Source organism: Kitasatospora sp. GP82 (genome assembly GCF_029892105.1).
Taxonomy (GTDB): domain Bacteria; phylum Actinomycetota; class Actinomycetes; order Streptomycetales; family Streptomycetaceae; genus Kitasatospora.
In genome coordinates, this window is the sequence record NZ_JARZAJ010000012.1 from 119530 (window position 1) to 144299 (window position 24770).

General features: G+C 71.3%; 23 protein-coding genes and 1 pseudogene. 13 read left to right on the plus strand and 11 right to left on the minus strand.

Features of this window, described 5'->3' with window-relative positions:
* Positions 1-5: 5 nt before the first annotated feature.
* The 3 genes from P3T39_RS14780 to P3T39_RS14790 all read right to left on the minus strand — a co-directional run bounded on the left by P3T39_RS14780 (position 6) and on the right by P3T39_RS14790 (position 1749).
* Complete coding sequence (locus P3T39_RS14780; RefSeq protein WP_280698016.1) at positions 6-521, minus strand: GNAT family N-acetyltransferase; 516 nt, start codon at positions 519-521, stop codon at positions 6-8.
* Positions 522-688: 167 nt separating this feature from the next.
* Positions 689-940, minus strand: a complete 252-nt coding sequence (locus tag P3T39_RS14785; protein WP_280698017.1) for a DUF397 domain-containing protein — start codon at positions 938-940, stop codon at positions 689-691.
* Positions 937-1749, minus strand: a complete 813-nt coding sequence (locus P3T39_RS14790; protein ID WP_280698018.1) for a helix-turn-helix transcriptional regulator — start codon at positions 1747-1749, stop codon at positions 937-939. The genes P3T39_RS14785 and P3T39_RS14790 overlap by 4 nt, the downstream gene beginning before the upstream one ends.
* 274 nt (positions 1750-2023) lie before the next feature.
* Between P3T39_RS14790 and P3T39_RS14795 the strand changes: the two genes are divergently transcribed.
* Positions 2024-2956: a hypothetical protein gene (locus P3T39_RS14795; RefSeq protein WP_280698019.1), complete on the plus strand. Its 933-nt coding sequence runs from the start codon at positions 2024-2026 to the stop codon at positions 2954-2956.
* Between the two features lie 51 nt (positions 2957-3007).
* Here P3T39_RS14795 and P3T39_RS14800 read toward each other — a convergent pair whose 3' ends face one another.
* Complete coding sequence (locus P3T39_RS14800) at positions 3008-4153, minus strand: TerD family protein (protein ID WP_280698110.1); 1146 nt, start codon at positions 4151-4153, stop codon at positions 3008-3010.
* A 184-nt stretch (positions 4154-4337) separates the two neighbouring features.
* On the opposite strand from P3T39_RS14800, the gene pepN reads away from it, so the two are divergent.
* Positions 4338-6881, plus strand: coding sequence for an aminopeptidase N (gene pepN / locus P3T39_RS14805; RefSeq protein WP_280698020.1), 2544 nt, complete (start codon positions 4338-4340; stop codon positions 6879-6881).
* Positions 6882-6974: 93 nt separating this feature from the next.
* Here pepN and P3T39_RS14810 read toward each other — a convergent pair whose 3' ends face one another.
* Positions 6975-8021, minus strand: a complete 1047-nt coding sequence (locus P3T39_RS14810; RefSeq protein WP_280698021.1) for a hypothetical protein — start codon at positions 8019-8021, stop codon at positions 6975-6977.
* A 288-nt stretch (positions 8022-8309) separates the two neighbouring features.
* Here P3T39_RS14810 and P3T39_RS14815 point away from each other — a divergent pair, with 288 nt between their 5' ends.
* Positions 8310-8807 (plus strand): SsgA family sporulation/cell division regulator, encoded by a 498-nt coding sequence (locus P3T39_RS14815; protein ID WP_280698022.1) that lies wholly within the window; start codon positions 8310-8312, stop codon positions 8805-8807.
* Positions 8808-8832: 25 nt separating this feature from the next.
* Here P3T39_RS14815 and P3T39_RS14820 read toward each other — a convergent pair whose 3' ends face one another.
* From P3T39_RS14820 to P3T39_RS14835, 4 genes are all read right to left on the minus strand, one after another.
* On the minus strand, positions 8833-10152 hold the full coding sequence (locus tag P3T39_RS14820) for a helix-turn-helix domain-containing protein (protein ID WP_280698023.1): 1320 nt from the start codon (positions 10150-10152) through the stop codon (positions 8833-8835).
* A 166-nt stretch (positions 10153-10318) separates the two neighbouring features.
* Positions 10319-11272, minus strand: coding sequence for a carbohydrate kinase (locus tag P3T39_RS14825; protein WP_280698024.1), 954 nt, complete (start codon positions 11270-11272; stop codon positions 10319-10321).
* 143 nt (positions 11273-11415) lie between these two features.
* Complete coding sequence (locus P3T39_RS14830) at positions 11416-12348, minus strand: M56 family metallopeptidase (protein WP_280698025.1); 933 nt, start codon at positions 12346-12348, stop codon at positions 11416-11418.
* Positions 12348-12731: a BlaI/MecI/CopY family transcriptional regulator gene (locus tag P3T39_RS14835; protein ID WP_280698026.1), complete on the minus strand. Its 384-nt coding sequence runs from the start codon at positions 12729-12731 to the stop codon at positions 12348-12350. The genes P3T39_RS14830 and P3T39_RS14835 overlap by 1 nt, the downstream gene beginning before the upstream one ends.
* Positions 12732-12871: 140 nt before the next feature.
* Between P3T39_RS14835 and P3T39_RS14840 the strand changes: the two genes are divergently transcribed.
* The 10 genes and pseudogenes from P3T39_RS14840 to P3T39_RS14885 all read left to right on the plus strand — a co-directional run.
* On the plus strand, positions 12872-13495 hold the full coding sequence (locus P3T39_RS14840; protein WP_280698027.1) for a DedA family protein: 624 nt from the start codon (positions 12872-12874) through the stop codon (positions 13493-13495).
* Positions 13492-14136 (plus strand): phosphatase PAP2 family protein, encoded by a 645-nt coding sequence (locus P3T39_RS14845; protein WP_280698028.1) that lies wholly within the window; start codon positions 13492-13494, stop codon positions 14134-14136. The genes P3T39_RS14840 and P3T39_RS14845 overlap by 4 nt, the downstream gene beginning before the upstream one ends.
* Positions 14137-14298: 162 nt before the next feature.
* The gene (locus tag P3T39_RS14850) at positions 14299-14814 is read left to right on the plus strand and encodes a pyridoxamine 5'-phosphate oxidase family protein (protein WP_280698029.1); all 516 of its coding nucleotides are present in this window, start codon (positions 14299-14301) and stop codon (positions 14812-14814) included.
* A gap of 196 nt (positions 14815-15010) precedes the next feature.
* Complete coding sequence (locus P3T39_RS14855) at positions 15011-16132, plus strand: TIGR03364 family FAD-dependent oxidoreductase (protein ID WP_280698030.1); 1122 nt, start codon at positions 15011-15013, stop codon at positions 16130-16132.
* 11 nt (positions 16133-16143) lie between these two features.
* Complete coding sequence (locus P3T39_RS14860) at positions 16144-16824, plus strand: phosphonatase-like hydrolase (RefSeq protein WP_280698031.1); 681 nt, start codon at positions 16144-16146, stop codon at positions 16822-16824.
* A gap of 112 nt (positions 16825-16936) precedes the next feature.
* Positions 16937-18037 carry a hypothetical protein gene (locus P3T39_RS14865; protein ID WP_280698032.1) on the plus strand — a complete coding sequence of 367 codons (1101 nt, stop codon included), beginning with the start codon at positions 16937-16939 and terminating at the stop codon, positions 18035-18037.
* Positions 18034-19284, plus strand: a complete 1251-nt coding sequence (locus P3T39_RS14870) for a hypothetical protein (RefSeq protein ID WP_280698033.1) — start codon at positions 18034-18036, stop codon at positions 19282-19284. The genes P3T39_RS14865 and P3T39_RS14870 overlap by 4 nt, the downstream gene beginning before the upstream one ends.
* A gap of 32 nt (positions 19285-19316) precedes the next feature.
* Positions 19317-19673 (plus strand): hypothetical protein, encoded by a 357-nt coding sequence (locus P3T39_RS14875; RefSeq protein ID WP_280698034.1) that lies wholly within the window; start codon positions 19317-19319, stop codon positions 19671-19673.
* Entirely contained in the window at positions 19673-20758 is a 1086-nt protein-coding gene (locus tag P3T39_RS14880) for a caspase family protein (protein ID WP_280698035.1), read from the plus strand. Before P3T39_RS14875 ends, P3T39_RS14880 begins: the two co-directional genes overlap by 1 nt.
* A 204-nt stretch (positions 20759-20962) precedes the next feature.
* Positions 20963-21097 (plus strand): annotated as a pseudogene (locus tag P3T39_RS14885) (threonine/serine dehydratase); the annotation flags it as partial.
* A 26-nt stretch (positions 21098-21123) separates the two neighbouring features.
* Here P3T39_RS14885 and P3T39_RS14890 read toward each other — a convergent pair.
* A complete protein-coding gene (locus P3T39_RS14890; RefSeq protein WP_280698036.1) occupies positions 21124-21333 on the minus strand; it encodes a hypothetical protein in 210 nt (69 codons plus the stop codon).
* A gap of 202 nt (positions 21334-21535) precedes the next feature.
* A complete protein-coding gene (locus P3T39_RS14895; RefSeq protein WP_280698037.1) occupies positions 21536-22702 on the minus strand; it encodes an FG-GAP-like repeat-containing protein in 1167 nt (388 codons plus the stop codon).
* Positions 22703-24770: the final 2068 nt, after the last annotated feature.

The window sequence follows — 24770 nt, forward strand, 5'->3', positions numbered from 1 at the left end:
TCACACTAGATTTTGATCCAGTACCGCCGCACGGGGCCGTGTTCGCTGTCCCGGACGCCTTCGAGGACGCCGCCGTGGTGCTCGACTGTCTTCACCGAGGCAAGGTTGTCGACTTCGCAGACGATCAGCACCCGGTCCAGGCCGAGCGCCCGCGCCTCGTCGAGTATCCGGCCCAGCGCCCAGGTGGCCAGCCCGTGTCGACGTGAAGACGGCCGGATACCGTAGCCGATGTGGCCAAACTGCAGCACGTAGTCGTTGAGCCCGTGCCGCAGTGCGATCCCGCCGTGCACTCGGTTGCCCTCGACGATCCATCGGTATGTACAACCCCGGCCGGTCTCAACCGCTTTCGAGCCCGACTCGTCAGCCAGCAGCGCCACCCAGGCCGCGAACCCTTCCGGTGAGTCGACCTCGTCGGACGGATCCAGTCCGAATCCGTCCTCGTGGAGGCCGGGACCCCACTCGTGATGCGCCTCAAGCCAGGCGGAGTGCAAGTAGGTGGTGGGTGCGATCAGTTCAGGCACATGGCGACGATACCGATCCAGACCATCGCGATCTACGGCTGGAGTATCGGGCACGGGCGGCGGTCAGTCCTGAGGAGTGACAGCGGTCAGTGCGAGGCAGGCGGGCTCCCTCTGCGGCAGCCTGGTGCACTCGCGTCTCGCCGTCGGGAATCCGCGGTCTGCGGGGGCTATGCGCCGTTCTGGCGGGCGGCGTATGCGACGAACTCCGCCCAGGCGGTGGGTGTGAAGGCCAGCTGCGGGCCGCTCTTGTCCTTCGAGTCCCGGACGTGGACGGTGTCGGCGCAGGCGGCGACCTCGATGCAGTCGCCGCCCTCGGTGCCGCTGTAGCTGGACTTGTGCCAGGAGACGGCGACCTCGATGCAGTTGCCGCCCCCGGTGCCGCTGTAGCTGGACTTGAACCACTCCAGCTCGGTGCTCATAGTTCCTCCGCCAACTTGCTGATGAACTGCGCCGACTCCTCGGGGCTGAGAGCCTGTCGGAGGATCATTGTATGGCGCTGGGTCAACATGCTTACCTTCTCAGGGTCCGCGTAGAGCGCGCCCATCGCCTGTCCTTCCTCGTAGGCAAGGCGGTCATGCTCAGGCGTCTCCAGCAGGACGAACGAACCGTTGACTCCGGGGTGGGCACCCGTGGCCGGCACGACCTGGACGGTTACGTGGCGAGGTTCTCCGGCTGTCCGCAGATGGCGAAGCTGCTGAATATGCGTCTCTGCGTTGCCGATAGGGCGGAGCAGCGCGGCCTCGTCGATCACGAAGTTGAACGATTTGGTCTGCGTCTTCAGCAGGGATTGGCGCGCCAACCGGGCCGCGACTCGCTCCTCGACGGTCTCGTCATCGAACGGTGGCCAGTGCGCGTTGAGAAGCGCTCTCGCCGTCGCTTCCGTCTGGAGCAGGCCCGGGATGAGCTGGTTCTGGTACGAGTTGAGCACGGTGGCCTCCGCCTCGTACCGCATGAAGTCCAGGGAGAATGACGGGAACTTCTCCGGCCTCAGATAGTCCGTCGCCGCGACCAGCAGCCCGTGCGCCCCACACAGCTCGTCCGCGATCTCCAGCAGCCGCAGCGTCGGCCGACGCCGCCCTTGTTCCATCGACCTGATGGTCTCGTACTCGTAGTTGGCGGCCTTGCCCAGCTCCTCGCGGGTCACGCCTGCCCGGGTGCGCCACAGCTTGATCTGGTTGCCGCAGTACCGCCACGCCATCGGTGGCGGTTGGGACGCCTCGCTCGTCACCCCGTACCCCCCGTCCGTTCTGTACCCCGTGCCGTCGTTCCCGAGGCTAAGGCCCGGCCAGCCCCGCAGGAGGGCCGATCGGTGGAATCGGCCGCCTCCGGGTGATGCTGACGGGTGTAGCCAAAAGTAGTCAAGCTGACACGGTGAGTGTTCGCTTGGGTGTACCGTGGCCGCCGGAACGGGTCGCCCCTGGCAGAAATGGGGCAAGCCCGGCCTGGTGTTAGCGCACCGGGCCGGGCTCTTCACCCGCCGAGTGGACAAGGACCACTGAAGGATGCTCAGGCATGCTATCGCGCCTTCGCGCGACTACACGCAGATCTCCAACGCGCATGTGTGGGACGAGAATCTGTCGGACTCGGCCTTCCGGCTGCTGGTGCGGTCGCTGGCGCTGCCGCCCTCGCAGGCTCGTACGACCACGGTCACCGAGCTGGCGGCCGGACTGTCCGGCGGTCGGATCACGGTGGACCGCGCTCGCCGCCAACTCTCAAGGGCCGGGCTGCTGCACTGCACGAGGTGGCGCAACGCCACCGGGCAGGTGCGGACGGAGTCGCTGGTCTCCAGCGTGCCGCTCAGCGAGGCCGAGGCGGAGCGGCTGTTCGCCGAACACTTCGGGCGCGGCGGCCCGGACGCCGGAGGACGAAGCCCCGGTGAGGCCGCAGCGCGGGGGTCCGGCACAGCCCTCCCAACGGGAGAAACACTGCGGGAGGGGAAGACTTCCCCCCACCCGGTCCCAGTCCCGCTCCCGGTCCCGCTCCCGGTCGAGCCGCCGGATCGGGAAGTCGGTGAGACCGACTCCGTGGAGGCCGCAGAGGCCGAGCGCGTCCTGCTGTCGCTGCGGCGCACCGACCCGAGGCTCGTCCTGGGGGTCGCCGAGGTCCGGCGGTTGGTGCCGCTGGCCGCCGAGTGGCTGGCCAGGGGAGTGAGTTCGGCGGGCATGCTGCACGCGCTGACCGCCGGGCTGCCGCAGCAGGTGAAGTGCCCGGCCGCGTTGGTGCGCTGCCGTCTGCGGGACAAGATGCCCGAGGCCGTGCACGCTGTCCCGCTGGCGGGATGCGAGGGCTGTGATCGGGCCTTCCGTCCCGTCAGCGGGGAGCGGCTGTGCGGGAGTTGCCGCCGGGAGGCCGCAGCCGCCGCCCCCGCCCAGGAGGACGGAAGCGGCGTCGGGATCGGCTGGCGCGAACGGGTGAGGATGGCCGCGCTGGGCTGACAGCCGCCCGGCCCGCCCCGGCGATCGGCGGGGTGCCGAGCCCGGACGGAGTCAGAGCATCGCTGCGGCCGGCTTCGCCATGGCGCGGGCGGTCTTGGCGTCGACGTACTCGCCGATCGCGGTCATCACCCACTCGCCGGAGAACTGGCGGATCAGCTTGCACATCACCACACCGGTGTGCGGCTCGGACCGGGTGAGGTCGAAGCGGACCAGCTCCTGGCCCGAAGAGGCGTCCAGCAGACGGCAGTAGGCGTTCTTCACCTCGGTGAACTTCTGGCCCGAGAAGGAGTTGACCACGAAGACCAGGCCGCAGATCTCCGGCGGCAGTCCGTCCAGGTGGACGGTGATCGACTCGTCGTCGCCCTCGCCGTCGCCGGTGAGATTGTCGCCGGAGTGCGCGATGGCGCCGTTGAAGACGCTCAGCTTCATGAACCAGGCGGTCTCGATCTTGTTGCGCTGGGCGTCGAAGGCCAGACAGGAGGCGTCCAGGTCGACATTGCGGCCGCGCCCGGCGGACTCCCAGCCGAGGCCCATCCGGACGGAGGAGAGGAAGGGCTTGCCGTTCTTCTCCAGTGACACCGAGCCGCCCTTGACCAGGCTCACCCGGCCCTTGTCCAGGGTGACCTTGGTCAGCGCGCCCGGCGCGGCCGGGGGGACCACCGGCTTCGGCGGTGCCTCCGCGGCGGGAGCCGGGGCCGAGCGCGGGTCCTCGACCGAGACGCCGAAGTCGGTGGCGATGCCCGCCAGGCCGTTCGAGTAGCCCTGGCCGACCGCGCGGACCTTCCAGCTGCCGCCGCGCCGGTACACCTCGACCACCACCAGCGCCGTCTCCCGGGTCAGCCGGGGCGGGGTGAAGGTGACCAGCACCTTGCCGCTGGCCGCGTCCCGTACGGTCGCGGTCGGTTCCGTCCCCGCGAAGGTCGCGCCCGTGTCGTCCAGGCTGGCCGTGACCACGACCTTGTCGATGTCGGACGGCAGCGCACCGGTGTCCACCGTGATCGCGTCCGGTGCGCCTGCGGCAGCCGGGCGGTGGCTGACACCGGGCCCGTCGGGGGCGTTGAAGAAGACGAAGTCCGCGTCCGAGCGGACCTTTCCGGCAGCCGTCAGCAGAAGCCCCGAGACGTCCAGCGCTTTCGGGGCCGACACCTCGACCGTCACCCGGGTGGCGGTGAGCGGCGCATTGCCGCCCTGGGTCAGGTCCGTCGGCACGGTTCTCCTCCTGGGATGGGGGGTTGTGGCTTGTGCGCAGGCACCCCACAGTAGCCAGACGACCCCGGCCGACCGCCCGTGACCTGGCGGTCCTTCGGAACCCGGCCGGTAACCGGCCCCGGTGCGGGGAGAGGTCTTGCCCACCGCCGCCCGTGAGGGCGAGCATGCAGGGATGCCAGCTCTTCAACGTACCGAGGCGCGGATCCGTGCCCGACTCGTCCAGGTCCGCGGCTACCGGATTGATCTGGACCTCACCCGCGGCGGGGAGGTGTTCGGCAGCAGCACGGTGATCCGTTTCGGCTGTACCGAGCCCGGCGCCGCCACCTTTCTCGACCTTCGGCCCGCCGCCCTGCACCGGGTGGTCCTCAACGGCCGCGAACTCGACCCCGCCGAACTCGACGGGAACCGCCTTGCGCTGACCGGTCTGGCGGCCGAGAACGAGCTGCTGATCGAGGCCGAGATGCGCTACTCGCGCACCGGCGAGGGTCTGCACCGCTTCACCGACCCGGCCGACGGCGCGGTCTACGTGTACGCCGCCTGCGGCCCGGACAGCGCGCCGCGAGTCTTCGCCTGCTTCGACCAGCCGGACCTCAAGGCCACGTTCGAGCTGACCGTCACCGCGCCGGCCGACTGGACGGTGCTCGGCAACGGCTCCGGCGAGCGGACCGGGGAGCTGACCGGCGAGCGCGCCGGTGAACCGGCGGGGGAGTCGCGTTGGGAGTTCGCGCCCACCCCGCCGGTCAGCACCTACCTGTTCACCGTCGTCGCCGGCCCGCTGCACTCCCGCTACGCCGAGCACGACGGCATCCCGCTCGGCCTGCACTCCCGCCGCTCGCTCGCCGCCGACCTGGACCGGGAGGCCGAGGAGATCTTCGAGGTCACCCGCGCCTCCTTCGACCGGCTGCACCAACTCTTCGACGAGCGCTACCCGTTCGGCGGCTACGACCAGGCGTTCGTACCGGAGTTCAACTGGGGCGCGATGGAGAACCCCGGCTGTGTGACCTTCCGGGAGGAGCTGCTCTTCCACTCCGCCCCGACCGAGGCCGAACGCGGGTTCCGGGCCGTGGTGATCGCCCACGAGATGGCCCATATGTGGTTCGGCGACCTGGTCACCATGCGCTGGTGGGACGATCTGTGGCTGAACGAGTCCTTCGCCGAGTACCTCGGCTACCGCATCGCCGCCGAGTCCACTCCGTTCACCGGCAGCTGGACCAGCTTCGGCGTCAAGCGCAAGGGCTGGGGCTACGACGCCGACCAGCGCGCCACCACCCACCCCATCGCGGCCACCGGTGTCGAGAGCCTCGCCGAGGCGATGGTCAACTTCGACGGAATCGCCTATGCGAAGGGCGCCTCCGCGCTGCGGCAGCTGGTCGCCTGGCTCGGCGACGAGTCCTTCTTCGCGGGCATCAACGAGCACTTCGCCCGGCACCGCTTCGGCAACGCCGAACTCGCCGAGTTCCTGGACGCCCTGGCCGAGGTGAGCGGCAGGGACGTCCACGGCTGGGCCGAACGCTGGCTGCGCACCAGCGGGGTGGACACCCTGCGGCTGTCCGTCGGGTACCAGGGGGAGCAGGTGGTCTCCGCCGAGCTGGTGCCGGACGGGACGCGTCCGCACCGGGTCGGCATCGGCGTCTACGAGCTCCGGGACGGCGGCGAGGGCTCCCGGGAGGGCGGGGTTCCGGTGCTGCGGGAACGCTTCGAGGTGGAGGTCGAGCCGGGACGTCCCACCCCGCTGCCCAAGCTGGTCGGGGCACCGCGCGCCGCCCTGCTGCTGCCCAACCACGGTGACCTCACCTGGGCCAGGATCCGTCTGGACGAGGACTCCTGGCGGACCGTCGGCCAGTCGCTCTCCCGGCTGGAGGACCCGCTCGCGCGCGCCGTGCTCTGGGAGAACGCCCGCGACCTGGTCCGCGACGCCGAACTCCCGCCCGCCCGCTACCTGGACCTCGTCGAGGCCCAACTGCCCGGTGAACCGGTGGACGCAGTGGTCGAGGCCGTCCTCACCTTCGCCCGCACCAAGCTGATCGCGGCCTACCTCGCCCCCGAGGAGCGCCCGGCCGCCGGCGCCCGCCTCGGCGAGGTCTGCCGTCGGCTGTCGGCCCGCCCCGACGCCGGGGACGGCCTGCGGCTGGCCGCCCTGCGCGGCGCGATCGACAACGCCGCCACCCCGGAGCAACTCGCCGAGCTGGAGGCATGGCTGGCCGACGGCGGCCCGAGCGGTCCCCTCAGCACCGAACTGCGCTGGTCGGCGCTGGTCCGGCTGGCCGCCGAGGGCCTGCTCGACGAGCGGCGGATCGCCGCCGAACTGGCCGCCGACCCGAGCAGCAGCGCCCACGAGGGCGCCGCCCAGGCGCGGTCCGCCCTGCCCTCGCCGGAGGCGAAGGCCGCGGCCTGGCAGCAGCTCTTCACCGAGGGTGCCCTCTCCAACTACCTGTTGGTGGCGACCGCGCAGGGCTTCTGGCAGTCCGGCTCCGAGCGGCTCCAACAGGAGTACATCCAGCGGTACTTCGCCGAACTGCCCGCTGCGGGCCGACGCGGCGACATGGTGGCCCGGGTGCTCGGCGGGGCCCTCTTCCCCGCGGGCCGCTCGGAGCCGCAGACCGTACAGGTGGCGGAACGCTGCCTTGCGGGCGAGGAGTTGACACCCGGGCTGCGGCGGGTGCTGGCGGACCAGGTGGACGATCTGCGGCGGGCGGTGCGGGTGCGCGTGCGCTGAGCCCTGCTCCCGGCCTCCGGGGCGGCCTTCGCCGGGGAGGCCGGGAGCGGCTGTATGCCCAGGGGTGCGGGGAACTGCTTGCGCGAGTTTCGGTCAGGTGAAGGTGCCCCGGGTGGCGAGGGCGCGAGGGTCGTCCAGGGCGAAGGCCGAGGCTGTCCAGGTCTCCTGGGGCGGGCGGTCCTGGGTGTCGGTGGGGCGGGAGCCCCGGACGCCGAAGGTGTAGTGGCCCGGGGTGAGGTCCAGGCCGGCGGGGGCGGTGAAGCGGTAGACCAGGGTGCTGCGGTCCTGGGTGACCGTCACCACCGCGCCGGGGACGTTGCTCCAGGGGCTGGTGCCGGGCAGTGCCTCGGGCCGGGCCAGGCGGAGTTCGACCTGGAGCGCCGCGACGTCCTCGTGGACGGCCAGCGTCAGGGTGTGCCGGGTGCCCGAGGGGCCGACCTGGTCGTAGCTGCCCTGGCCGGACAGTGCATCGACCGGTCGCGGACCGGCCTTGGCGATCGGGCTGCTGCTGGGGCTGCCGGTCGGGCTCGGGCTGCCGGTCGGGCTGCCGCTCGGCTCGGCGGTGCGGGATGCGGACGGCGTCGGGGCGCTGGGCGCGACGGCGGGCGCGGACGACTGCGCGGGCGCCGGTGCGGAGGGTGCCGTCGACGGCCGGGCGGCCGACGGGGTGGGCGTGGACGGCGCCACCGTCGGCCGGGTCCGCGACTCGGGAGCGCCTAGCGCCCGGGTGTCGGTCGACGGAGTCGCGGTGGAGCCGCTCGGCGCCGGGCCGGTGGGCTGGTCGCTGCCGTCGGTGCTCGGAAGCGGAGGGCTGGCACCGACGTTGGACACCCCGGGACGCCGGCCGATGCTCTGCTGCTCGCTGACCAGCCAGGTGGTGGCGACGCTGATCCCCAGCACGGTGGACATCGCCATAGCCGCACCGGAGAACCGCAGACTGGGCAGCCGGAAACGGCCGCCGAACGGCTTGGGGCGACCGTGCCGTCCGGAGCGCCCGGAGCTCGCGGGCCAGGCACTCGCGCGAGTCAGGCCGAGGTGTTCGCGGTGTTCGCGCGGCACGCCCGCGTGCGGCGCCGCGTCCTCGCCGAGCCTTTGCGGCCCCTGCGACCCTCGCGGCTTGTCGTGAAGCTTCGTACCCATGGCCCGACCCCCTCCCTGGTCCCTGCGCCGTGTCCTCTCCCCCGCCGCATCCGGGCAGGATCACGAGGGTATCAGCGGGGTACGGCTGCTCCGCCAGTCCTGGGATGGAACAGGTCGATGACATGGAGTGCGGTGAAGTGTCCGATAATTGACGAAGCGTCTGACGTGTGCTCGTCTGGATCAGGAGCCCGACCGCTCAACGGTCGGATGCAACCTCTTGCAACTCTTGCCCGCCGCGGCACCGTGCAGCACGCTGGCCTGAACCCCAGCCGCCTCGGAGAGATCGTCATGCCGCGCGACCCGCTGTCAGCCTCCGCCAACCCGCCGCTCGCCGCCACCCCCACGGGCGACGAGGCGGGCAGACTCACCGCCGCCCCGGCGCCGGTGGAGGAGGTCATGGTGCTGCGGATCGCGCTGGAACAGGACCTGGTGGGGGAGGTGCGCACACGATTCCGATACGACCCCGAGCGGCCGTACGAGGTGTTGCTCACCTTCCACCTGGGCCGGGCGGACGAGGCGGACTGGGTCTTCTCACGTCAGTTGCTGCGCGACGGGCTTCAGGGGCTGAGCGGCCAGGGCGATGTGAAGCTCTGGCCCGCGTACTGCCCCTGTCACGGCTCGACGCTCCATCTCGCCCTGGACTCCCCGCACGGCAGTGCCCTGCTGGAAGTCTCCAGGCCCACGGTGAAGGCCTGGCTGGACCGCACGTACGACTGTGTCTCGGAGGCCGCGGAGGCGGCGGCGGGACCGACCGACGAGCAGCTGGCGGAACTGGTCGGCTTCTGAACCTGCCTGCGACGGCCGGGTGTTGCTAGGTCCCGCCCGGCAGGCGGTACGTTCCGGCGAGCAGCCGGGCCCGCAACTCCCTCACGGCGGGGGCCGAGGAGGTGGGCAGCAGATCGTAGGGGTCGGCGGGGCCGGTCACCGAGACGGCGGCGGAGTGGGTGATCCGGTAGGGCCGGTGGTCCAGCAGCCCGCCCAGATACCGGCGCAGGCGGGAGATCTCGGCGCGTACCGTGACGGTGCGCGCCCGGTCGGCGAAAAGGGCGTCGGCGAGCCGGGCGGCGCTGAGCCCCTCGCGGTGGACGGCCAGCAGCAGCAGGAGTTCGGCGTGGCGCGGGCTGAGGGCGTGGGACCAGCTGCCGGCCGCTCCGGTGACCTGCAGCTGGGGCTGGTTCGGCTGGCTCAGGTCCAGCCGGAGGGTGGCGCGTTCGGTCTGCTCGGCGATCGCCCCGGCCGAGCTGCTGAGCGGGCGGATCAGCCAGCCGTCGGCCATGGGTTCGACGGAGCATTCGCCGAGCGTGGGCAGCCAGTGGATTTCGGAGGAGCCCCAGCCCTCGGCGGGCAGACGCAGCCTGGTGATGGGAGGCAGGCCGAGGGTGGCCGCCGTCCAGCCGTCGCCGTCAACCACCATGGCGGGTTCGGTCACCCGGGCGAGCAGGGGAGCTGCGACGGTGCGCAGCTGGTGCAGGGCCTCCAGCTGACGGGCCCGCAGTTCGGCCTCGGCGAGCCGGGCGGCGGTGGCGGCGAGTTGGAGCAGGTAGGGCGCCATGCTCCGGGCGGGGCCGCTGAGATCGACCACGCCGGTGAGCCGCCCGGTGCGCGGGTCGTGGACGGGGGCGGCGACGCAGGTCCAGGCGTGGTGGCTGCGCAGGTAGTGCTCGGTGGAGTGGACCTGCATCGGGCGGCGCACCCGCAGGGCCATGCCGATGCCGTTGGTGCCGACCTCGTCCTCGGCCCAGCGGGCGCCGTTGTCGAAGCCGATGCCGTCGGCGTTGCGGCGCAGATGGCGGGCGCCCTCCTGCCAGAGCACATGGCCGTCGGCGTCGGCGACGGCGAGCAGCAGCGGGGTGCCGGTGGTCGGGGTGAGCAGGGTGGAGCGCAGCACCGGGAGGATGTCGGTGAGGCGGGACGCGCGGCGGCGGTGCTCGACCTCGGCGGCGCTGATCCGGTGGGCGTTGCGGCCGAGTTCGGGGTCGAGACCGAGGCGGCGCAGCCGTTCCCAGGAGTCGCCGATCTCGGGTCGGGGCGGTTCCGGCGGGGTCTCGCCGGAGAGGGTGAGCTCGTGCGCTCTGGCCGTCTCGGCGGGCGAGAGCCTGCCCGGGCGGGCCGCGCCTTGGCTGTTCAGCACCACGCTCTCCCCCGTCGAGTCGCCATCCGCGCCGCCCGTGTCCCCCCGGGATGCCCGCACACAGGTTACGGCTGCGAGCTCCCGGGGCGACGGAGTTGCAGAAATTTTCGTACCGCGCGGTATCAGTCGTGAGGATTCGGTGAGGAAACGGTTCGGCGGATGGGAATCACTCTGTCAGCTGGGCGGCCCAGGGCGGGTTGGGTCCCGGGACGGCGCAGGTGAGGGCGGCGACCCGGGCCGCGTACGCGCAGGCGGCGGCGGTGTCCCGGAGGGTGAGCCGGTCGAGGCGGCCGCCGAGCAGCCCATGGCTGCCCAGGTGGTGCAGCAGCCCGGCGGTGAAGGCGTCGCCGGCTCCGACGGTGTCGGCGACCTGGACCGGTTCGGCGGGAACGGTGATCCGCGCGCCGTCCAGTGAGGCCAGTGCGCCCTGCTCGCCGAGAGTGACCACCACCAGCCGGACCCCGGCCCGGTGCCACCGGTCGCAGGCGTCCTCCGGTGCGAGCCCGGGCAGCAGCAGGTCGAGGTCGTCGGCGGAGAGCCGGAGCAGGTCGGCGGCCGCGCACCAGCGGGCCAGCCGCTCGCGGTAACGGGCCGGATCGACCAGCAGCGGACGGACGTTGGGGTCGATCGAGACGGTTGCCCGGTCGCGGGCGCGATCGAGGAAGTCCTCGACCACCCGGCCGCCCGGCTCGCGGATCAGGGCGAGCGAACCCGTGTGCACACAGGCGGTGCCGGTCAGCGGTACCGCCGCGAGCTCCTCGGGCCGCCACTGCCAGTCGGCGGTGCCCTCGGCATGGAACGAGAACGAGGCCCTGCCGTCCGGGCCGACCTCGGCGACGGCGAGGGTGCTGGGCTCGCCGGCGGTCACGCTGAGCGAGAGGTCCACGCCGGAGGCGGTCAGGCGGGAGCGGAAGAGCCGGCCGAAGGTGTCCTCGGAGAGCCGGCCGACGAAGCGGGCCGGGGTGCCGAGCCTGGCCAGACCGACCGCGGTGTTGGCGGGGCCACCGCCCGCATGCACCCGCAACGCCAACTCCCCGGTCACAGCCCGCTCGGCCCCTTCGGGGAGAACGAAGGCATCGGCGACGCACTCGCCGAGAACGGTGATCGGCTGGACGGCCATACTGACGAGCTCCCTTGTCCGAAGACCGGCGACCCGCAGAGTCTGCCACCCCCGACACCGCACCGCCCGAACCCCTGCGAGTTGGGGCCGACCATGCAGAGGCCCGCACCTCCCAAAAAGGACAGGGCCTGGTGCCCCGCCGCTCAGCGGAACTGCGCGGCTTCGACGTTGTCGTGGAGGTCCGCGGTGGCTTCGAGGGCGGCCGTGGTGGTGAGGGCGAGGCAGGCGGTGAGGGCGAGGGCGGCGGCGGTCCGGCCCGTGGTGCGGTGCCGCGGATGGGGCGGGGTGAGCAGGGCGGCGACTCGGCGGGGGACAGGTCCCGAGTGGGCCGCGGGCGCGAGCCTGGGCCGGTGGGGCCGGGGAGCCCCCGAGGCGGCGAGCGCGGCACGCCCGACCGCGCGCGCGGTGAGGTGGCGGTCGCCGGTGGCCTCGGCGGCGGCTTCGTCGGCCCACCGTTCGAGCTGGTAGCCGAGCGGTGCGCGCAGCTGCCGCAGGGCCGGGTGCAGCACGCCGGCGTACTCGGTGGCGGCGAGGAAGAGGTGGTGGCGGGCGTTGAGGTGGGCCTGTTCGTGGGCGAGCAGCGCGGCGCGTTCGGGGCCGGTGAGCGCGCGGAGCATTCCGGTGGTGACCACGATGCGGCCGGGGTCGGTGGGGCGGGCGAGCGGTCCCGGCAGGGCGAAGGCGTCGGCGCGGTCGTCGTCCAGGACGGTGAGCGGCCCCGGGTGGCCGGTGTCCGCGGTGCTGCGGGCGCGGCGCAGGTCGGCGAGCTGGCGGTGCCCGGTGCGCAGCAGCAGCGCGGCGGCGGCCGTCAGCAGCAGTGCGGCCACGACCGCCGGGTACGCGGGGCCGCCCGCCAGCCGGTGCGGTGCGAGGTGGCCGAGGGCGGCGACGGTCGGCAGGCGCAGCAGGCCGGTGAAGGCGAGCAGGCCGAGCGAGACACCCGCGGTCGTGGCGAGGGTGACGGCGGTGCCGGCCAGCACCCAGGAGGCCGGGCGCGGGCTGAGGGCTTCGGCGAGCCGGCGGGCGAGCGGGACGGCGAGGAAGGGCAGCAGCAGGGGCACCCAGACGGCGAGCATCACGAGGTCTCCCCGAGCAGTTCGCGCAGCAGGCGCTCGTCCTCGGCGGAGAGGTCGGAGACGAACCGGGCGAGGACGGTGGTGCGGTCGCCGCGGTCGAGCTCGCTGCGCATCCGGCGGGCGGCGAGTCCGGCCTGGTCCTCGACGGTGGGGGTGTAGGCGAAGGCCCGTCCGGCCTTGGTGCGTTCGACGGTGCCCTTGTCGTGGAGTCTGCCCAGGATGGTGGCGATGGTGGTCCTGGCCAGCCCGTCGCCCAGCGAGATCTGGACGTCCTGCGGAGTCAGCGGCCGGCCTGCGGCCCAGAGTGCGGCGAGCACCTGGGCCTCCAGCTCTCCGGCACTGCGACGCGACTGCCCGCCGTGCGGCTGTGACCCGTCGGTCATGTCGCATTCCCTCCCGGTTTTCGTCTACAGTCCTGTCGACCGTCTACGTCATTGTAGACAGTCGAGCGTCCCCCCGTGGGGCCGCATCCCAACGTACGGGAGGTCCGCCCGCTTTGCTCCAGTCGTCCGCCCATCTCGCGGTGAACGTGCTCGACGCATCGTCGCTGCTCGCCGCCTTCGGTGCCCTCGGCATCGCCGTCATCCTGTTCGCCGAGACCGGTCTGCTGGTCGGCTTCTTCCTGCCCGGCGACTCGCTGCTCTTCACTGCCGGACTGCTCTGCGTGCCCGGCGTCACCAAGGGCCCGCAGCTGCACCTCGTCCAGGTGATCCCGGCCGCCCTCGCCGGGGCGCTGATCGGTGCCCAGGTCGGCTATGTCATCGGTCGCCGGGGCGGACGCGCCCTGCTCGCCCGCAGCAGTAACAAGAGCCTCGCGCGCGGCACCGAACGGGCCGAGCAGCTGCTCGCCCAGTACGGCCACGGCAAGGCGATCGTGCTGGCCCGTTTCATCCCCGTGGTGCGCACCGTGCTCAACCCGCTCTGCGGGATGCTCGACGTCCCCGCCGGGGTCTTCGTCCGCTGGCAGATGCTGGGCGGCGCGCTCTGGACGGTCGGTGTGGTGCTGGCCGGGTACGGGCTCGGTTCGACCGTGAGCGGTATCGACGGTTATCTCCTTCCGATCATCGCTCTGGTAGTAGTTGTCTCTGTGATCCCTGTTGTCCTTGAAATCCTGCGTGCTCGACGATCCGGTGGTGCTGCCCAGTGAGTCCGTCCCTTCTCGCCTACGACGGCAGCGGTATCGACGGGAGCCTGTACACCCAGGTGATCGGCTGGGCGCACTCCGCGCCGAACTGGTTCGACCAGCTGGTCAAGGTCTGGTCGAGCATCGGCCTCGGGCTGTTCGCGGTCTTCATGCTCTACGGCTGGTGGAAGGCGCGTGCCGACAACTCCGTGGTGATGGCCAGGGTGCTGGCCTCGCCGCTGGTCGTGATCGGCGCGTACGTGGTGAACTCCGGCCTGAAGAGCATGGTCGAGGAGAACCGCCCCTGTCAGCAGATGCCCACCAGCGTCACCCTCGAGGTCTGCCCGGCCGCCGGTGACTGGTCCTTCCCGAGCAACCACTCGGTGATCGCCTTCGCCGCCGCCACCGCGCTCGTCTTCGCCTACCGCAGGCTCGGCTGGGTGGCCATGGTCTTCGCCGCCCTGATGGCCGCCTCGCGGGTCTGGGTCGGCGTGCACTACCCGCACGACGTGGCGGTGGGCGCGCTGGTCGGTGTCGTGATCGGCATTCCGCTCGCGCTGCTGGCGGGTCGCCTGGCGCCGCTGGTGGACCGGCTGCGCAGTGGTCCGCTGGCTCCCGTCCTGGGTGCCGGGCCGGTCCCGGTGATGGAGTGGCAGGGCCGCTGACCGCAGCGGTGGGGGCGCTGATCGACCCCCTGTACGCCCCTTGTGCGCGCTGTCGCGCAGGGAGAGCATGGTGAGCCGGGCGAGGGAGAATCCTCGCCCGGCTCAGTCGTTCCCGCGCTCGCGCAGGCGGGTGGTGAACGGCCCGGTGGAGGGGGATGTCCGATGGCATACCAGCTCGAAATCACCCAGGGCGACTGGCCCGCCGAGGAGTTCGCCAAAGGGGTCGAGGGGATCCTGGCCGAGAGCATGGTGCTCACCCTCGCTACCGCGGGCCCCGAGTACGGCCCGCATGCCAACCTCGCCTTCTTCGCCCACGACGAGGACATGGTGCTGTACTTCGTCAGCGAGCGCTCCACCCGGCACAGCCGGAACCTGGGCGAGGAGGTCAGAGCCGCGGCCACCGTCTTCCTGCCCCCGCCGGTCTTCGGCGAGCAGCTGCGCGGCGTCCAGCTGACCGGCAGTGCGGGTGAGGCGTGGGGGCGGCAGGCGGAGGCGGCGATGGCGGCGTACCAGCGGCGCTACCCCGCGTTCGCCCAGGACCCCGAGGTGCGGCACCAGTTCCTGACCGGCGCCGGGGCGGCGGCGCTGTACCGGTTCCAGGTGGAGCGGCTGACGGCGGTGGACGAGCCGCACTTCGGGCGGCGCAACTACCTGCGGGCCCGGGTGCTGCGGGGCTGAGTGCCGCTGAGGCGAGTGCTGCGGGCCCGAGTGCTGCGGGGCTGAGTGCCGCCGGGCTGAGAGATTTCCGCGCGACCATGGCGCCAGGTTGGCTGTACAACTTAGGCTGCGTTGTATGTACAACTCTTGCGATCGGTTCATCTCCCCGCAGTCGGGAGGACGCCCCTCGGTCACCTCGGCGCCCCAACCTGTCCGCATGAGAATCGTCGTCGTAGGAGCAGGCGTGCTCGGCACCATGCACGCCTGGCAGGCCGTCGAACGCGGCCACGAGGTCGTCCACCTGGAGCGCGAGAGCGAGGCGCGCGGCGCCTCCGTACGCAACTTCGGCCTGGTCTGGGTCAGCGGCCGCGCCGCCGGTGAGGAGCTGGCCGTCGCCCAGCGTGCCCGCGAGCTGTGGGCCGGGATCGGCGAGCGGGTGCCCGGTCTGTGCTTCCGGCCCAACGGCTCGCTCACCATGATCCGTACCGAGGCCGAACTGGCCGTCGCCGAGCAGGCGTTGACCCTGCCCGACGCCCAGGAGCGTGGCTACCGCCTGCTCGACGCCGCTGAGGCGCGGGCCAAGAACCCGGCCCTGCGCGGTAAGCACCTCGGTGCCCTGTGGTGCCCCCGGGACGCCGCCGTTGAACCCCGGCTGGCCCAGCCCGCGCTGCGCGCCGCGCTCCAGGCCAGCGGCCGCTACACCTTCCTCCCCGGCCGTGAGGTCCGCGAGGTGATCGGCGAGAACGCGGTGCGCGACGACCACGGCCAGGTGCACCAGGGCGACCTGGTCATCCTCTGCACCGGAGCCTGGCTCGGCGGCCTGGTCCGGGAGCTGGCGCCCGAACTGCCCGTCCGCAAGGTGCGGTTGCAGATGATGCAGACCGACCCGCTGGACGAGCCGCTCACCACCTCCGTCGCCGACGGCGACAGCTTCCGCTACTACCCCGCCTTCGAGGGCAGCGCACTCGACCGGCTGGAGGCCGTCCAGCCGCAGCCGCCCGTCGCCGCCGAGCACCGGATGCAGCTGCTGATGGTCCAGCGCCAGGACGGCGGACTGACCATCGGCGACACCCACGAGTACGACCAGCCCTTCGGCTTCGACGTGGTCGAGGAGCCGTACGAGCATCTGTCCGCCGTGGCGGAGGAGTTGCTCGGCCGACCGCTGCCGCGCATCCGGCGCCGCTGGGCCGGGGTCTACGCCCAGACCGTCGACACCACCCGGGTCGTCCACCGCGAGCAGGTCCGCGACGGCGTCTGGCTGGTCACCGGACCCGGTGGCCGAGGAATGACCTGCTCCCCGGCGATCGCCGAAACCACCGCCCGACTCTGCAACCTGTAAGGGTATTAGTGATGACCACCGCTGACATCCGGCTCGTCGTGCTCGACATGGCCGGCACCACCGTCGCCGACGACGGACTGGTCGAGCAGGCCTTCCTGGCCGCCGCCGACAAGCTCGGCGTCGAGGCCGGAAGCGAGCAGCACCAGCAGATGCTGGACTACGTCCGCACCACCATGGGCGAGTCCAAGATCTCAGTCTTCCGCCACCTCTTCGAGGACGAGGAGCGCGCCCAGCGCGCCAACGTCGCCTTCGAGGCCGCCTACCACGACCTGATCGACGCCGGACACTGCGCCGCCCTCCCCGGCGCCGCCGAGGCGATCGGCCGACTCCGTGCCGACGGACGCTCCGTGGTGCTCACCACCGGCTTCTCCCGGGCCACCCAGGACCGCATCCTCGCCGCCCTCGGCTGGCAGGACATCGCCGACCTCACCCTCTGCCCCGCCGAGGCCGGCCGCGGCCGCCCCTACCCCGACCTGGCACTCACCGCCCTGCTGCGCACCCGCACCGACTCGGTGCGGCAGCTCGCGGTCGTCGGGGACACCGGGTACGACATGCTGACGGGCGTGCGCGCCGGAGCGAGCGTGGTGGCCGGTGTGCTGACCGGTGCCCACCGCGAGGACCGCCTGCGCGCCGACGGCGCCACCCATGTGCTCGGCTCGATCGCGGAACTGCCCGCGCTGCTGGCGGGCTGATACCGCCGGTCCGTTTCTGCTGGTCCGGTCCGCCGTGGTTGCGCACGGCGGACCGGATGCGTCGTTTTCGGCTGCGCGGACCGCGCTTCATATGCCAACATATGCCCCTCAGTTGACCGAAAGTCAGGTCGGCGATCGGGGGAATGACGTGATCAACGGAAATGCGCAGCCCATCCCCGGCTGGGACGGCGGCGACGGCAACAGTGCCTACCTCGACAAGACCCTGCGGTACGCCCCGGTTGAGACCGTCCTCGACGACCGGGTGGCCGGGCGGGTGGTCGCCGCGCTCTGGTTCAGGGCATGGGCGGTCTCGACCATCTGCTTCCTGCTGCTCTTCCTGGTGGGCATCATCCTGGCCCTGCTCACCGGGAACTCGCTCGGCAGCTCCTACGGGGGCACGGCACTCGGCGCCCTCCAGACGAACGACGGCGGACTCGGCGCCCCCCTGATGATCGCCGCGCCGATCGTCAGCGGCGTGCTGTTCTGGGTGCTGCTCCTCGTCAGCAAGCTCAACGAACCGATCGGCGAATGGCGGGTGCTGCTGCACGACCGCGACGACGCCGAATCCACCTACTCCAGGATCCGGGAGGTGGTGCTGCGCAGGCGCTTCGAGCTCGCCGCCGCCGATCGCTGGACGGTCGAGCCCGGGCGCGAGAGGTCCGTCCGGATGCGACTGGTGCTCAGCCAGGGGGACTGCCAGGCGACCATCTCGGTCTTCCGCTACGGCACCAGCCTCTACCTCGGCTGGCAGATGTGGCGCACCCGTAGCGGCACCCGGCTCCTGCTCCGCTACCTGACCGACCTGGCCGGCAGCCTCAAGGGCCGCGCCGGCCTCCAGTGGGCGATGCTGCGCACCGAGAGCACCCGCGCGATGCGCGAGGCCGTGCACGCGGCCTGCCGCGAGGGTCTGCTGGTGGCGATCGAGCGCGAGCAGGTGCCTCTCTCGGCGGGCTTTCCGGACGGCAACATCCCGATGGTCACCTATGCCGGTTCCGAGGGTGCGTCTGCCGCGCCGTACGCTGGCGCGCCTGCCGCTCCCGCTGCGCCGTACGCCGCTGCGCCCGGCGCTCCGTCCGCCCCGCTCTCCTCCGGTGTGCCGCCGCAGTACGCGGGACAGGCTCCCCCTCCCCCTCCGGCTACCGCGCCTGCGGTGCCGCCTGCACCGGCCGGGCCGCCGGTCGCCAAGCCGTGGCCGGAGCCTGAGCAGCAGTGACGGCGGATCAGGGGCGTGGAGGCGTACTGCTGGGGAGCGACGAGTACGGGAGTGCGGCCTGGGTCGGCCTGCGGCTGGCGCCGGCCCGGCGGCTGAAGGACCACCGGGGCTACGCCGGCCTGCCGGAGCCGCAGCGCTGGTCCGAGACGGGCGCCGCCGAACTCGCCTGGCTGGCGGCTCGGACGGCCGACGGGGGCGGCGTCCGGTTCGAACTGCGTCACACCGCCCGGGAGGGCCTGCTGCACTCGGTACTGCTGGCGCGGGCCGGCGGCCCCACCCCGCAGGCCGCGGAGACCGCTGCCCGGCAACTGGCCGCCCGAATGGCGCAGTTGCCTCCGCACGTCCAATGCCGGGCGATCGACGACCGGGCCGAGCTGTCCGCCGAGCTCAACTCGCTGGACTCGAACGGCGGTCCGCCCGAGTGCGTGGACCTGCGCGAGTTCGGCAAACGGGTCGAGGTCCGGCCCATCCGCCGGACGGACTCCACCCGCGCCAACGCGCTCATCGCCACACCCCTCGGCCCGGCCGGGCGTCCGTGGGAGCCGGTCTGGGCCGAACTGGCCAGGCAGGAGCGGCCCACCGCGCTCTCGGTCTGCCTGGAGCCGACCAGGCTGCCACCCGCCGTCGAGCCGGTCCTGCACCAGTTCGCGGCCGAGTACCAGCGGCTGGCCACCCCGAGACCCGGCAACCCGGTCTGGGGCGGCGCGCAGCTCGGCGACCCGTCCGCCGAGGCGGGCCGCGCCTTCTTCGCGGACGCCGTCCACCGCTACCTGGGCCCCTGCTTCAGGCTCCGGGTCACCCTCGCCGCCGCCGGACCGCTGCCGACGGGGCTGGCCGAACTGGTCGCCGACCAACTGGGCCCGGAGCCGTCGGGCTCCAGCCAGTCGGGCGGCGGCCGGCCGGGCGGTGCGGCGGTCCTCACTCCGGGCGGTGCGGCGGTCCTCACTCCGAGCGGGCGCGACCGGCCGTACGCCTGGCGCAACCTGACGCAGCTGCGCCTCGACCCGCTGCCCGACGGCCACCACAGGGGCCTGGACCCGTCCCTCTGGACCGAGATCGAGGCCCTGCTCGCCGTCCTGGTGGACCGGTACGAGGCGGCCGCCGCCTTCCGCCTCCCCTACGAGGTCGGCGGGCGGCCCGCCCTGTTCGCCGAGCCCGGCCCGCCGGCCCGGCCACAGCCCGCGCAGTCGTCGGCGACGACCGCTTCCAGCGGATCCGGCGACACCACCCGCCCCGTATTCGACTGAACAACTCGCCTATCAGAGATGGGAATTGCCGTATGAGCCCGATCGTGATCGCCTTCGACGCCGACCAGGAGACCGCCGACGAGGACGCCAGGGCGCTGCAACGGAAGCTGGACCGCGACGGTGAGCTGCGCGGCCATGTGTCCAACCGCATCGTCCCGCCCCGGCCGGGCGAGCAGGGCGGTGTCGCGGACGCCGTCGAGATCGCCTCCGTCGTGGGACCGCTGGTGATCGAGCCGCTCTGCATCTGGCTGACCGCCCGGCTCCGCAAGGGCAAGGTCGCCGTCGAGCTGACCAGGCCGGACGGCACCGCGCTCAAGGTCGAGGGGGAGGACACCGCCGACACGGCCGAACTCCTCAATCAGGTACGGGACTTCCTCTCCGCCGAGTGATGCCCCCCGCATCCTGGCCCGCTCTGCTCCCGGACCGGCAGACCTCCTGGGCCGTCCTGGTCGCGGTCTCCGGCTACACCGACCCTGAACTCCCCGACCTGCCACAGGCGGTGGACTCGGTGGAGCGGCTGGCGGACGCGCTCACCGGCCCCGACGGCGTACTCGACCGGGCCCGGGTCATCCGACTGGTCGACCCGCAGACCCCCGGCGAAGTGCTGGCCGCGCTCGCAGAGGCCGCAGCCTCCGCACGCGGCCTGCTCCTCTTCCACTACGTCGGCCACGGCGTGACCGGTGCGGACGAACGGCTGCACCTCGCCCTGCCCGGCACCGACGGTGACCCCGACCACGCGGCCCGTACCTCACTGGCGGCGGAGGCGGTGTTCGCCACCATGCACGGCGCGGCGGCGTGGTCGGTGGCACTGCTCGACTGCTGCTTCTCGGGCCTGGCCCTGGACGCACCCTCGGCCGCCGACGTCCACCTGCTCACCGCCGCCGACCGGGACCGCAAGGCCCTGATCCCGCAGGGCAGCCAAGTCACCGGCTTCACCGCCGAGTTGCTGCGCGTACTGGACGAAGGCGTTCCCGACGGCCCCGAACACCTGGACCTGTCCCTGCTCCACCGCCGCCTCGCGGTGGCGCTGGGCACGGTCCCGGCCGGTGCGCCGGTCGGCTCGCGGGCGCCCAACCCCTGCCAGCGGTCGGTCGGTTCGAGCGGTGAACTCGCCCTGGCGAGGAACCCCGCCCACGGCACCGCGCTGAGCCGTGACGGCCTGCGCGCCCGTGCCCGCTTCGCCTACCGGGTCGCCGAGGTCAGACATCTGAAGCAGCCCTGGCGGCAGGCCCAGGCCGCCGCCCTGCTCGCCGGTATCGCCGCCGACGCCACGGCCTCGCTCGGCCCCGACGACCCCGACACCCTCCGGCTGCGGCACGCCCATGCCTCGCTGACCGGTACCGCACACGGCCGGCAGGCCGCGCTCGACCTCTTCACACCCCTGCTCGCCCACATGGCGGCCGTCCTCGCCCCCGACGACGCGATCCTCGTCGCCGCCCGCGACAGTGCCGCCCACTGGTCGGCGAGAACGTGATCGGCCGTCACCTGCGCGTCGTATCGTCGCGGTGGGTCCCCGACCGTCCAGCACGTACAGGGGCTTGCCGTGCACCAGCTCACCTACGGTGACATCAAGGCCGCCGCCGACCGGATCGCCGGTCGGGTCCGTCCCGTTGCGCTCGCTCCCGTGAAGGTCGCCAGGCTCCGTTCCAACGGTGCCGACGTGCGCCAGGCCGGCTCGGAGTACGCCGAAGCCCTCGCCGCGCTGACCACTCACGCGTACGCACCGGAGGAGGGCGAGCGGACCGCCGTCGTCCTGTGCGGCGCCAACACCGACCCCACCGACCTGGCGGCGGGCGGCCCCGGGGCGAACTGACCTCCCGGTGGCCCTGCGTGGCGTGCTCAGCCCAGCCGGGGCCGATCCCGCCACGCCGTGCCGTGCATGGGCAGCCAGCCATGTCCGATGCACCACTGGCAGGGCTCCGGCACCGTCCCGCTCCCCATGACGGCGCCGCGCACCCCCATGCGTACGCGGTAGCGCACCCCGTCGGCGCAGTACGGGCAGGGCACCTTGAACGCCACGGACCTGGTTCGCTGCTGGCCTTCGCTCATGCGCCCAGTATTCCTGCGGACCGGGCCCGGCACACGAACCCGTCCTGGGCGGGCTACGTGGCGGATTCGTGTGCCGGATTCGTGTGCCACGGCCCGGGAGTGGCCAGCCGCTTCCGAGTGCGCACGTGGGCCCAGATGGGGAGTGCATCGGCCGCACCGTTCGGTACTCAGCGGCCGATGGCTGGTGGTGGGCCGTGAGGCGTCAGGATCCTGCGGGCCACATGGTGCGGCCGTCGGAGAGCTTGCCGTTGCCGTCACCTTGGTACCAGCGCAGGCTGGGGGTGGTGGAGGGGTTGGAGGGGTTGGCGCTGACGCCGTAGAGGCCGATCAGGTCGCTCTTGCCGTCGCCGTTGATGTCGCCGCCGACGACCGTCTGCATGCCGTCCCAGCTGTTGTCGTACCAGAAGGGGCGGGCGTCGTCGAAGGTTCCCTTGGCGTTGCCGGTGTAGAGCAAGAGGCTGCCCTTGTAGGCGGTGACGACGTCGTCGCGGCCGTCGCCGTTGAAGTCGCCGGTGGCGAGGATGGTCATGGAACCCCAGCTCTTGTCGCGCCACATGTCGCGCTTGCTGCCGGTGAGTACGCCGTTGGGGCCGGTGGCGTAGGCGAACAGGGAGCCGTCCTCCCAGATGGCGAGCAGGCCGTCGCGGCCGGAGGCGTCGGCCTTGATGCGGGCGATGTGCGGCATGCCCTTCCAACCGGCGTTGGGCCACATCGGGACAGCGGGGTTGAGCTTTCCATCGGCGGTGCCGGTGTAGAGGTGGAGAGTGCCGTCGGGCCACAGCGCGGCGATATCGCCGTAACCGTCGCCGTTGAAGTCACCGCCGATGATCTGCGTCATCCCGCCCCAGCTGCCGTCGTTCCACAGCTCGCGGCCGTACTCGAGGGTGCCGTCCGCACGGCCGTAAAAGGCGTGGAGGGTGCCGTCGCCCAGGACAGCGACGACGTCGGTGCGGCCGTCGTGGTTGATGTCGGCGGTGGTGACCAGGCGGGTGGTGTACTTGGCCTTGGTGGTCAGCCGGGTCTGCTGGATCCAGCCGTTGACATCATCGAGGCGAACATCGAGGGCGCCGGTGCGAGTCTCGCTCTCCCCGAGGCAGCCGCCCTGCCAGGAGCGGCTGTTGAGCGCGGCCAGCTCGACCTGCCCGTTCTTCTCGCGGAAGGCGGGGCCGCCGGTGTCGCCCTTGCAGACCGCGGCCCCGGCGGACTTCGCGGCGAGGTTCAGCGCGGAGCCCTGGACTGTGTCGGCGGTGAAGACGGACGAGTGGAGGAGGTTGGGTACCCACTCTGTCTTGGTGCGGCCGTAGCCTGCGGCCCGCAGCTCCTCACCGGCCTGCGGGGCGGTGGTGGCGACCTGGACGGGGGTGATCAATTATTTCCAGGACTGAAAGTTGGCCCCAGGAATTCCTGGCCGTCTATCCATGTGGCCCAAGGAATCTCGTAAGTAGACTCGAAGCCCTGCCGGAAATACTCCGACAGGGCTTCGAGTCGTCTGGTGTGCGCATTGGCGCAGCTGTGTTGAATTCAGCGCCGTAGCGCCGGGTGCGTCCGACGATCGGACGGCACTGTGATGAACGGCAATACCCGAGCTGCTACCCTGTGCTTGGTGGGATACGACGTGTACTCTCTGGCCCGTGAGTCATGCAGCGGGACAAAGAGGACCGATGGGGATGCGTGGGACACGGATCAATGAGGATTAGAGACCAATTCCAGTCGGCCTTGAACTCGACCTCCCAGGAAGCGTTCCTGTTGGCGCTGGGGCACCGCCTCGGAGTGTCCGCGCGGGAAATCTTCGCTGATCAAGGGTCAGATAGCCTGCGTCAAGCTCAGGCATGCAACGAGATGACGATAGTCATCTGGTCGCAGCTCTGGGCGCTCAGGGAGCCGGCAGCCGACGGGTATCCGGACTCGGAACTCCTGTCGGTCCTGTTGGCCAAGGCTGACGCTGGCAATGCCCGGTCGCATCTTGCTAATGCAATCCAGGGAGCCCTGCTCATCTTTAGTGGGGCGAGTGCGGCGGAACAGGGGAGCAAGAGAGATCGTCAAAACCCCGAGAAGTAAAGCGCTCTGGCGTGAGGAAGCCTCACCGAAGCATTGCTCTGGTGAGGCTTTCGCGTGCTTTGAGAGCAACGGTGAGATTCCACCGTCGTGCGGCGGGGCATTGGATTTCTGCGAGACTGGATCAAGGTCACCTGCCTGGACACAAATGAACTCTATTGTGCGTGCAGAGGCCCCGCCGGGTGAGTGTCTTCCGGCGGTGCCGTACCTGGCACAGTGCCGACACACGTCCCGAAGGTCGGCGATCTCTGGGACCGGTTTGGTAACCCCGAGTACGGCAAGTACCTTTCGCCTGAGGGCACACCGTATGGCGAGCGGGGGATTCCTCCGACCAACCTGAGTGGTGGCTACCACGTCTATAAGTGGATCAAGGCTTGGGATTCTGCTGCTGGTGAGATTAAGGCAAGCGAGATCGCACCCGCGTTCGAACAGTCCGGCGGTGGAATCCAGTTCCAGACCACGATGGACGTCGATCGGCTACGTAGGCGCTCAGCCTGGCATCGCCCCACGCTTTGTAGGAATATCTGTCGTAGTACTCACCGGCTGCAAAATCTACCTGAAGCTTGAGGCGCATGGCATTAGCAACATTGAGATGAATTGTCTCCGACTGACCGATTGAGAGCTGCCGAGAATAGGCCGACCGGCCGTCAATGAAGACCTGGAGTCGCAACTTCCCCCCAGTGGGCGAATCATCCGTAACCCCAACGGTGGCGTCAAAGAATTTCCAGCGTCCACTCAAGTTGTACTCGGCGTAATTATCTGGGAGCGATTGCTTGTCAACTCTTAACGCGACACTTTGGCCGAAGGTTTTCCCATGCAAATCAATCGAGCCATTATTTACGCCAAAGTTTGAATCCAGTACATTGAGATCCACTAGAAACTGCGACCCAGGGATCGTCGACGCCGGTTCCGCGGGAGATGGCTTCGGCGGCTGAGGCGTAGCCGAAATACTGGCGCCCGTAGGTGATGGACTCGGTGACGGTTGTGCAGATACCTGAGCATGCTTCCCGCCAGGATTGGAACTGGAACCGCAGCCTTTGACGCCGAAGAAGGTGACCAGCGCGACAAGCCCCGCCAAGATCCCAATGATCTCCGCGGCCCGACCTAGCCCCTGCGACCCTGCCATGCCGCCAGTATCACCGAGGTGATGCCTAGACAGGCTCGCGCCTTCGGCATCGAGATGATGGCCCTGGCCTCGGCGGCCCGCGCCGTCGGCGACTGCCAGTGAAGGTGGAACGAGATGAGTTGCAGCACGGTCTTCGTCTCAACTCCCCGCATCCTCACCTTCACGATGCACGGCGGATGGTGCCAACCCTGCCTCGCTCGGTGCTGGCCGGCGAAGACGAACCGATCCGGGTTGAACGCGACACCTCGGGTTGGGC

Excerpts from the sequence above, each read along its gene's own strand:
- P3T39_RS14880 (WP_280698035.1), top strand. The coding sequence starts at position 19,673 with ATGCCCCCCGCATCCTGGCCCGCTCTGCTCCCGGACCGGCAGACCTCC.
- P3T39_RS14785 (WP_280698017.1), bottom strand. The coding sequence starts at position 940 with ATGAGCACCGAGCTGGAGTGGTTCAAGTCCAGCTACAGCGGCACCGGG.
- P3T39_RS14810 (WP_280698021.1), bottom strand. The coding sequence starts at position 8,021 with ATGGGTACGAAGCTTCACGACAAGCCGCGAGGGTCGCAGGGGCCGCAA.
- P3T39_RS14855 (WP_280698030.1), top strand. The coding sequence starts at position 15,011 with ATGAGAATCGTCGTCGTAGGAGCAGGCGTGCTCGGCACCATGCACGCC.
- P3T39_RS14875 (WP_280698034.1), top strand. The coding sequence starts at position 19,317 with ATGAGCCCGATCGTGATCGCCTTCGACGCCGACCAGGAGACCGCCGAC.
- P3T39_RS14825 (WP_280698024.1), bottom strand. The coding sequence starts at position 11,272 with ATGGCCGTCCAGCCGATCACCGTTCTCGGCGAGTGCGTCGCCGATGCC.
- P3T39_RS14835 (WP_280698026.1), bottom strand. The coding sequence starts at position 12,731 with ATGACCGACGGGTCACAGCCGCACGGCGGGCAGTCGCGTCGCAGTGCC.
- P3T39_RS14815 (WP_280698022.1), top strand. The coding sequence starts at position 8,310 with ATGCCGCGCGACCCGCTGTCAGCCTCCGCCAACCCGCCGCTCGCCGCC.
- P3T39_RS14860 (WP_280698031.1), top strand. The coding sequence starts at position 16,144 with ATGACCACCGCTGACATCCGGCTCGTCGTGCTCGACATGGCCGGCACC.
- P3T39_RS14795 (WP_280698019.1), top strand. The coding sequence starts at position 2,024 with ATGCTCAGGCATGCTATCGCGCCTTCGCGCGACTACACGCAGATCTCC.
- pepN (WP_280698020.1), top strand. The coding sequence starts at position 4,338 with ATGCCAGCTCTTCAACGTACCGAGGCGCGGATCCGTGCCCGACTCGTC.
- P3T39_RS14850 (WP_280698029.1), top strand. The coding sequence starts at position 14,299 with ATGGCATACCAGCTCGAAATCACCCAGGGCGACTGGCCCGCCGAGGAG.
- P3T39_RS14830 (WP_280698025.1), bottom strand. The coding sequence starts at position 12,348 with ATGCTCGCCGTCTGGGTGCCCCTGCTGCTGCCCTTCCTCGCCGTCCCG.
- P3T39_RS14890 (WP_280698036.1), bottom strand. The coding sequence starts at position 21,333 with ATGAGCGAAGGCCAGCAGCGAACCAGGTCCGTGGCGTTCAAGGTGCCC.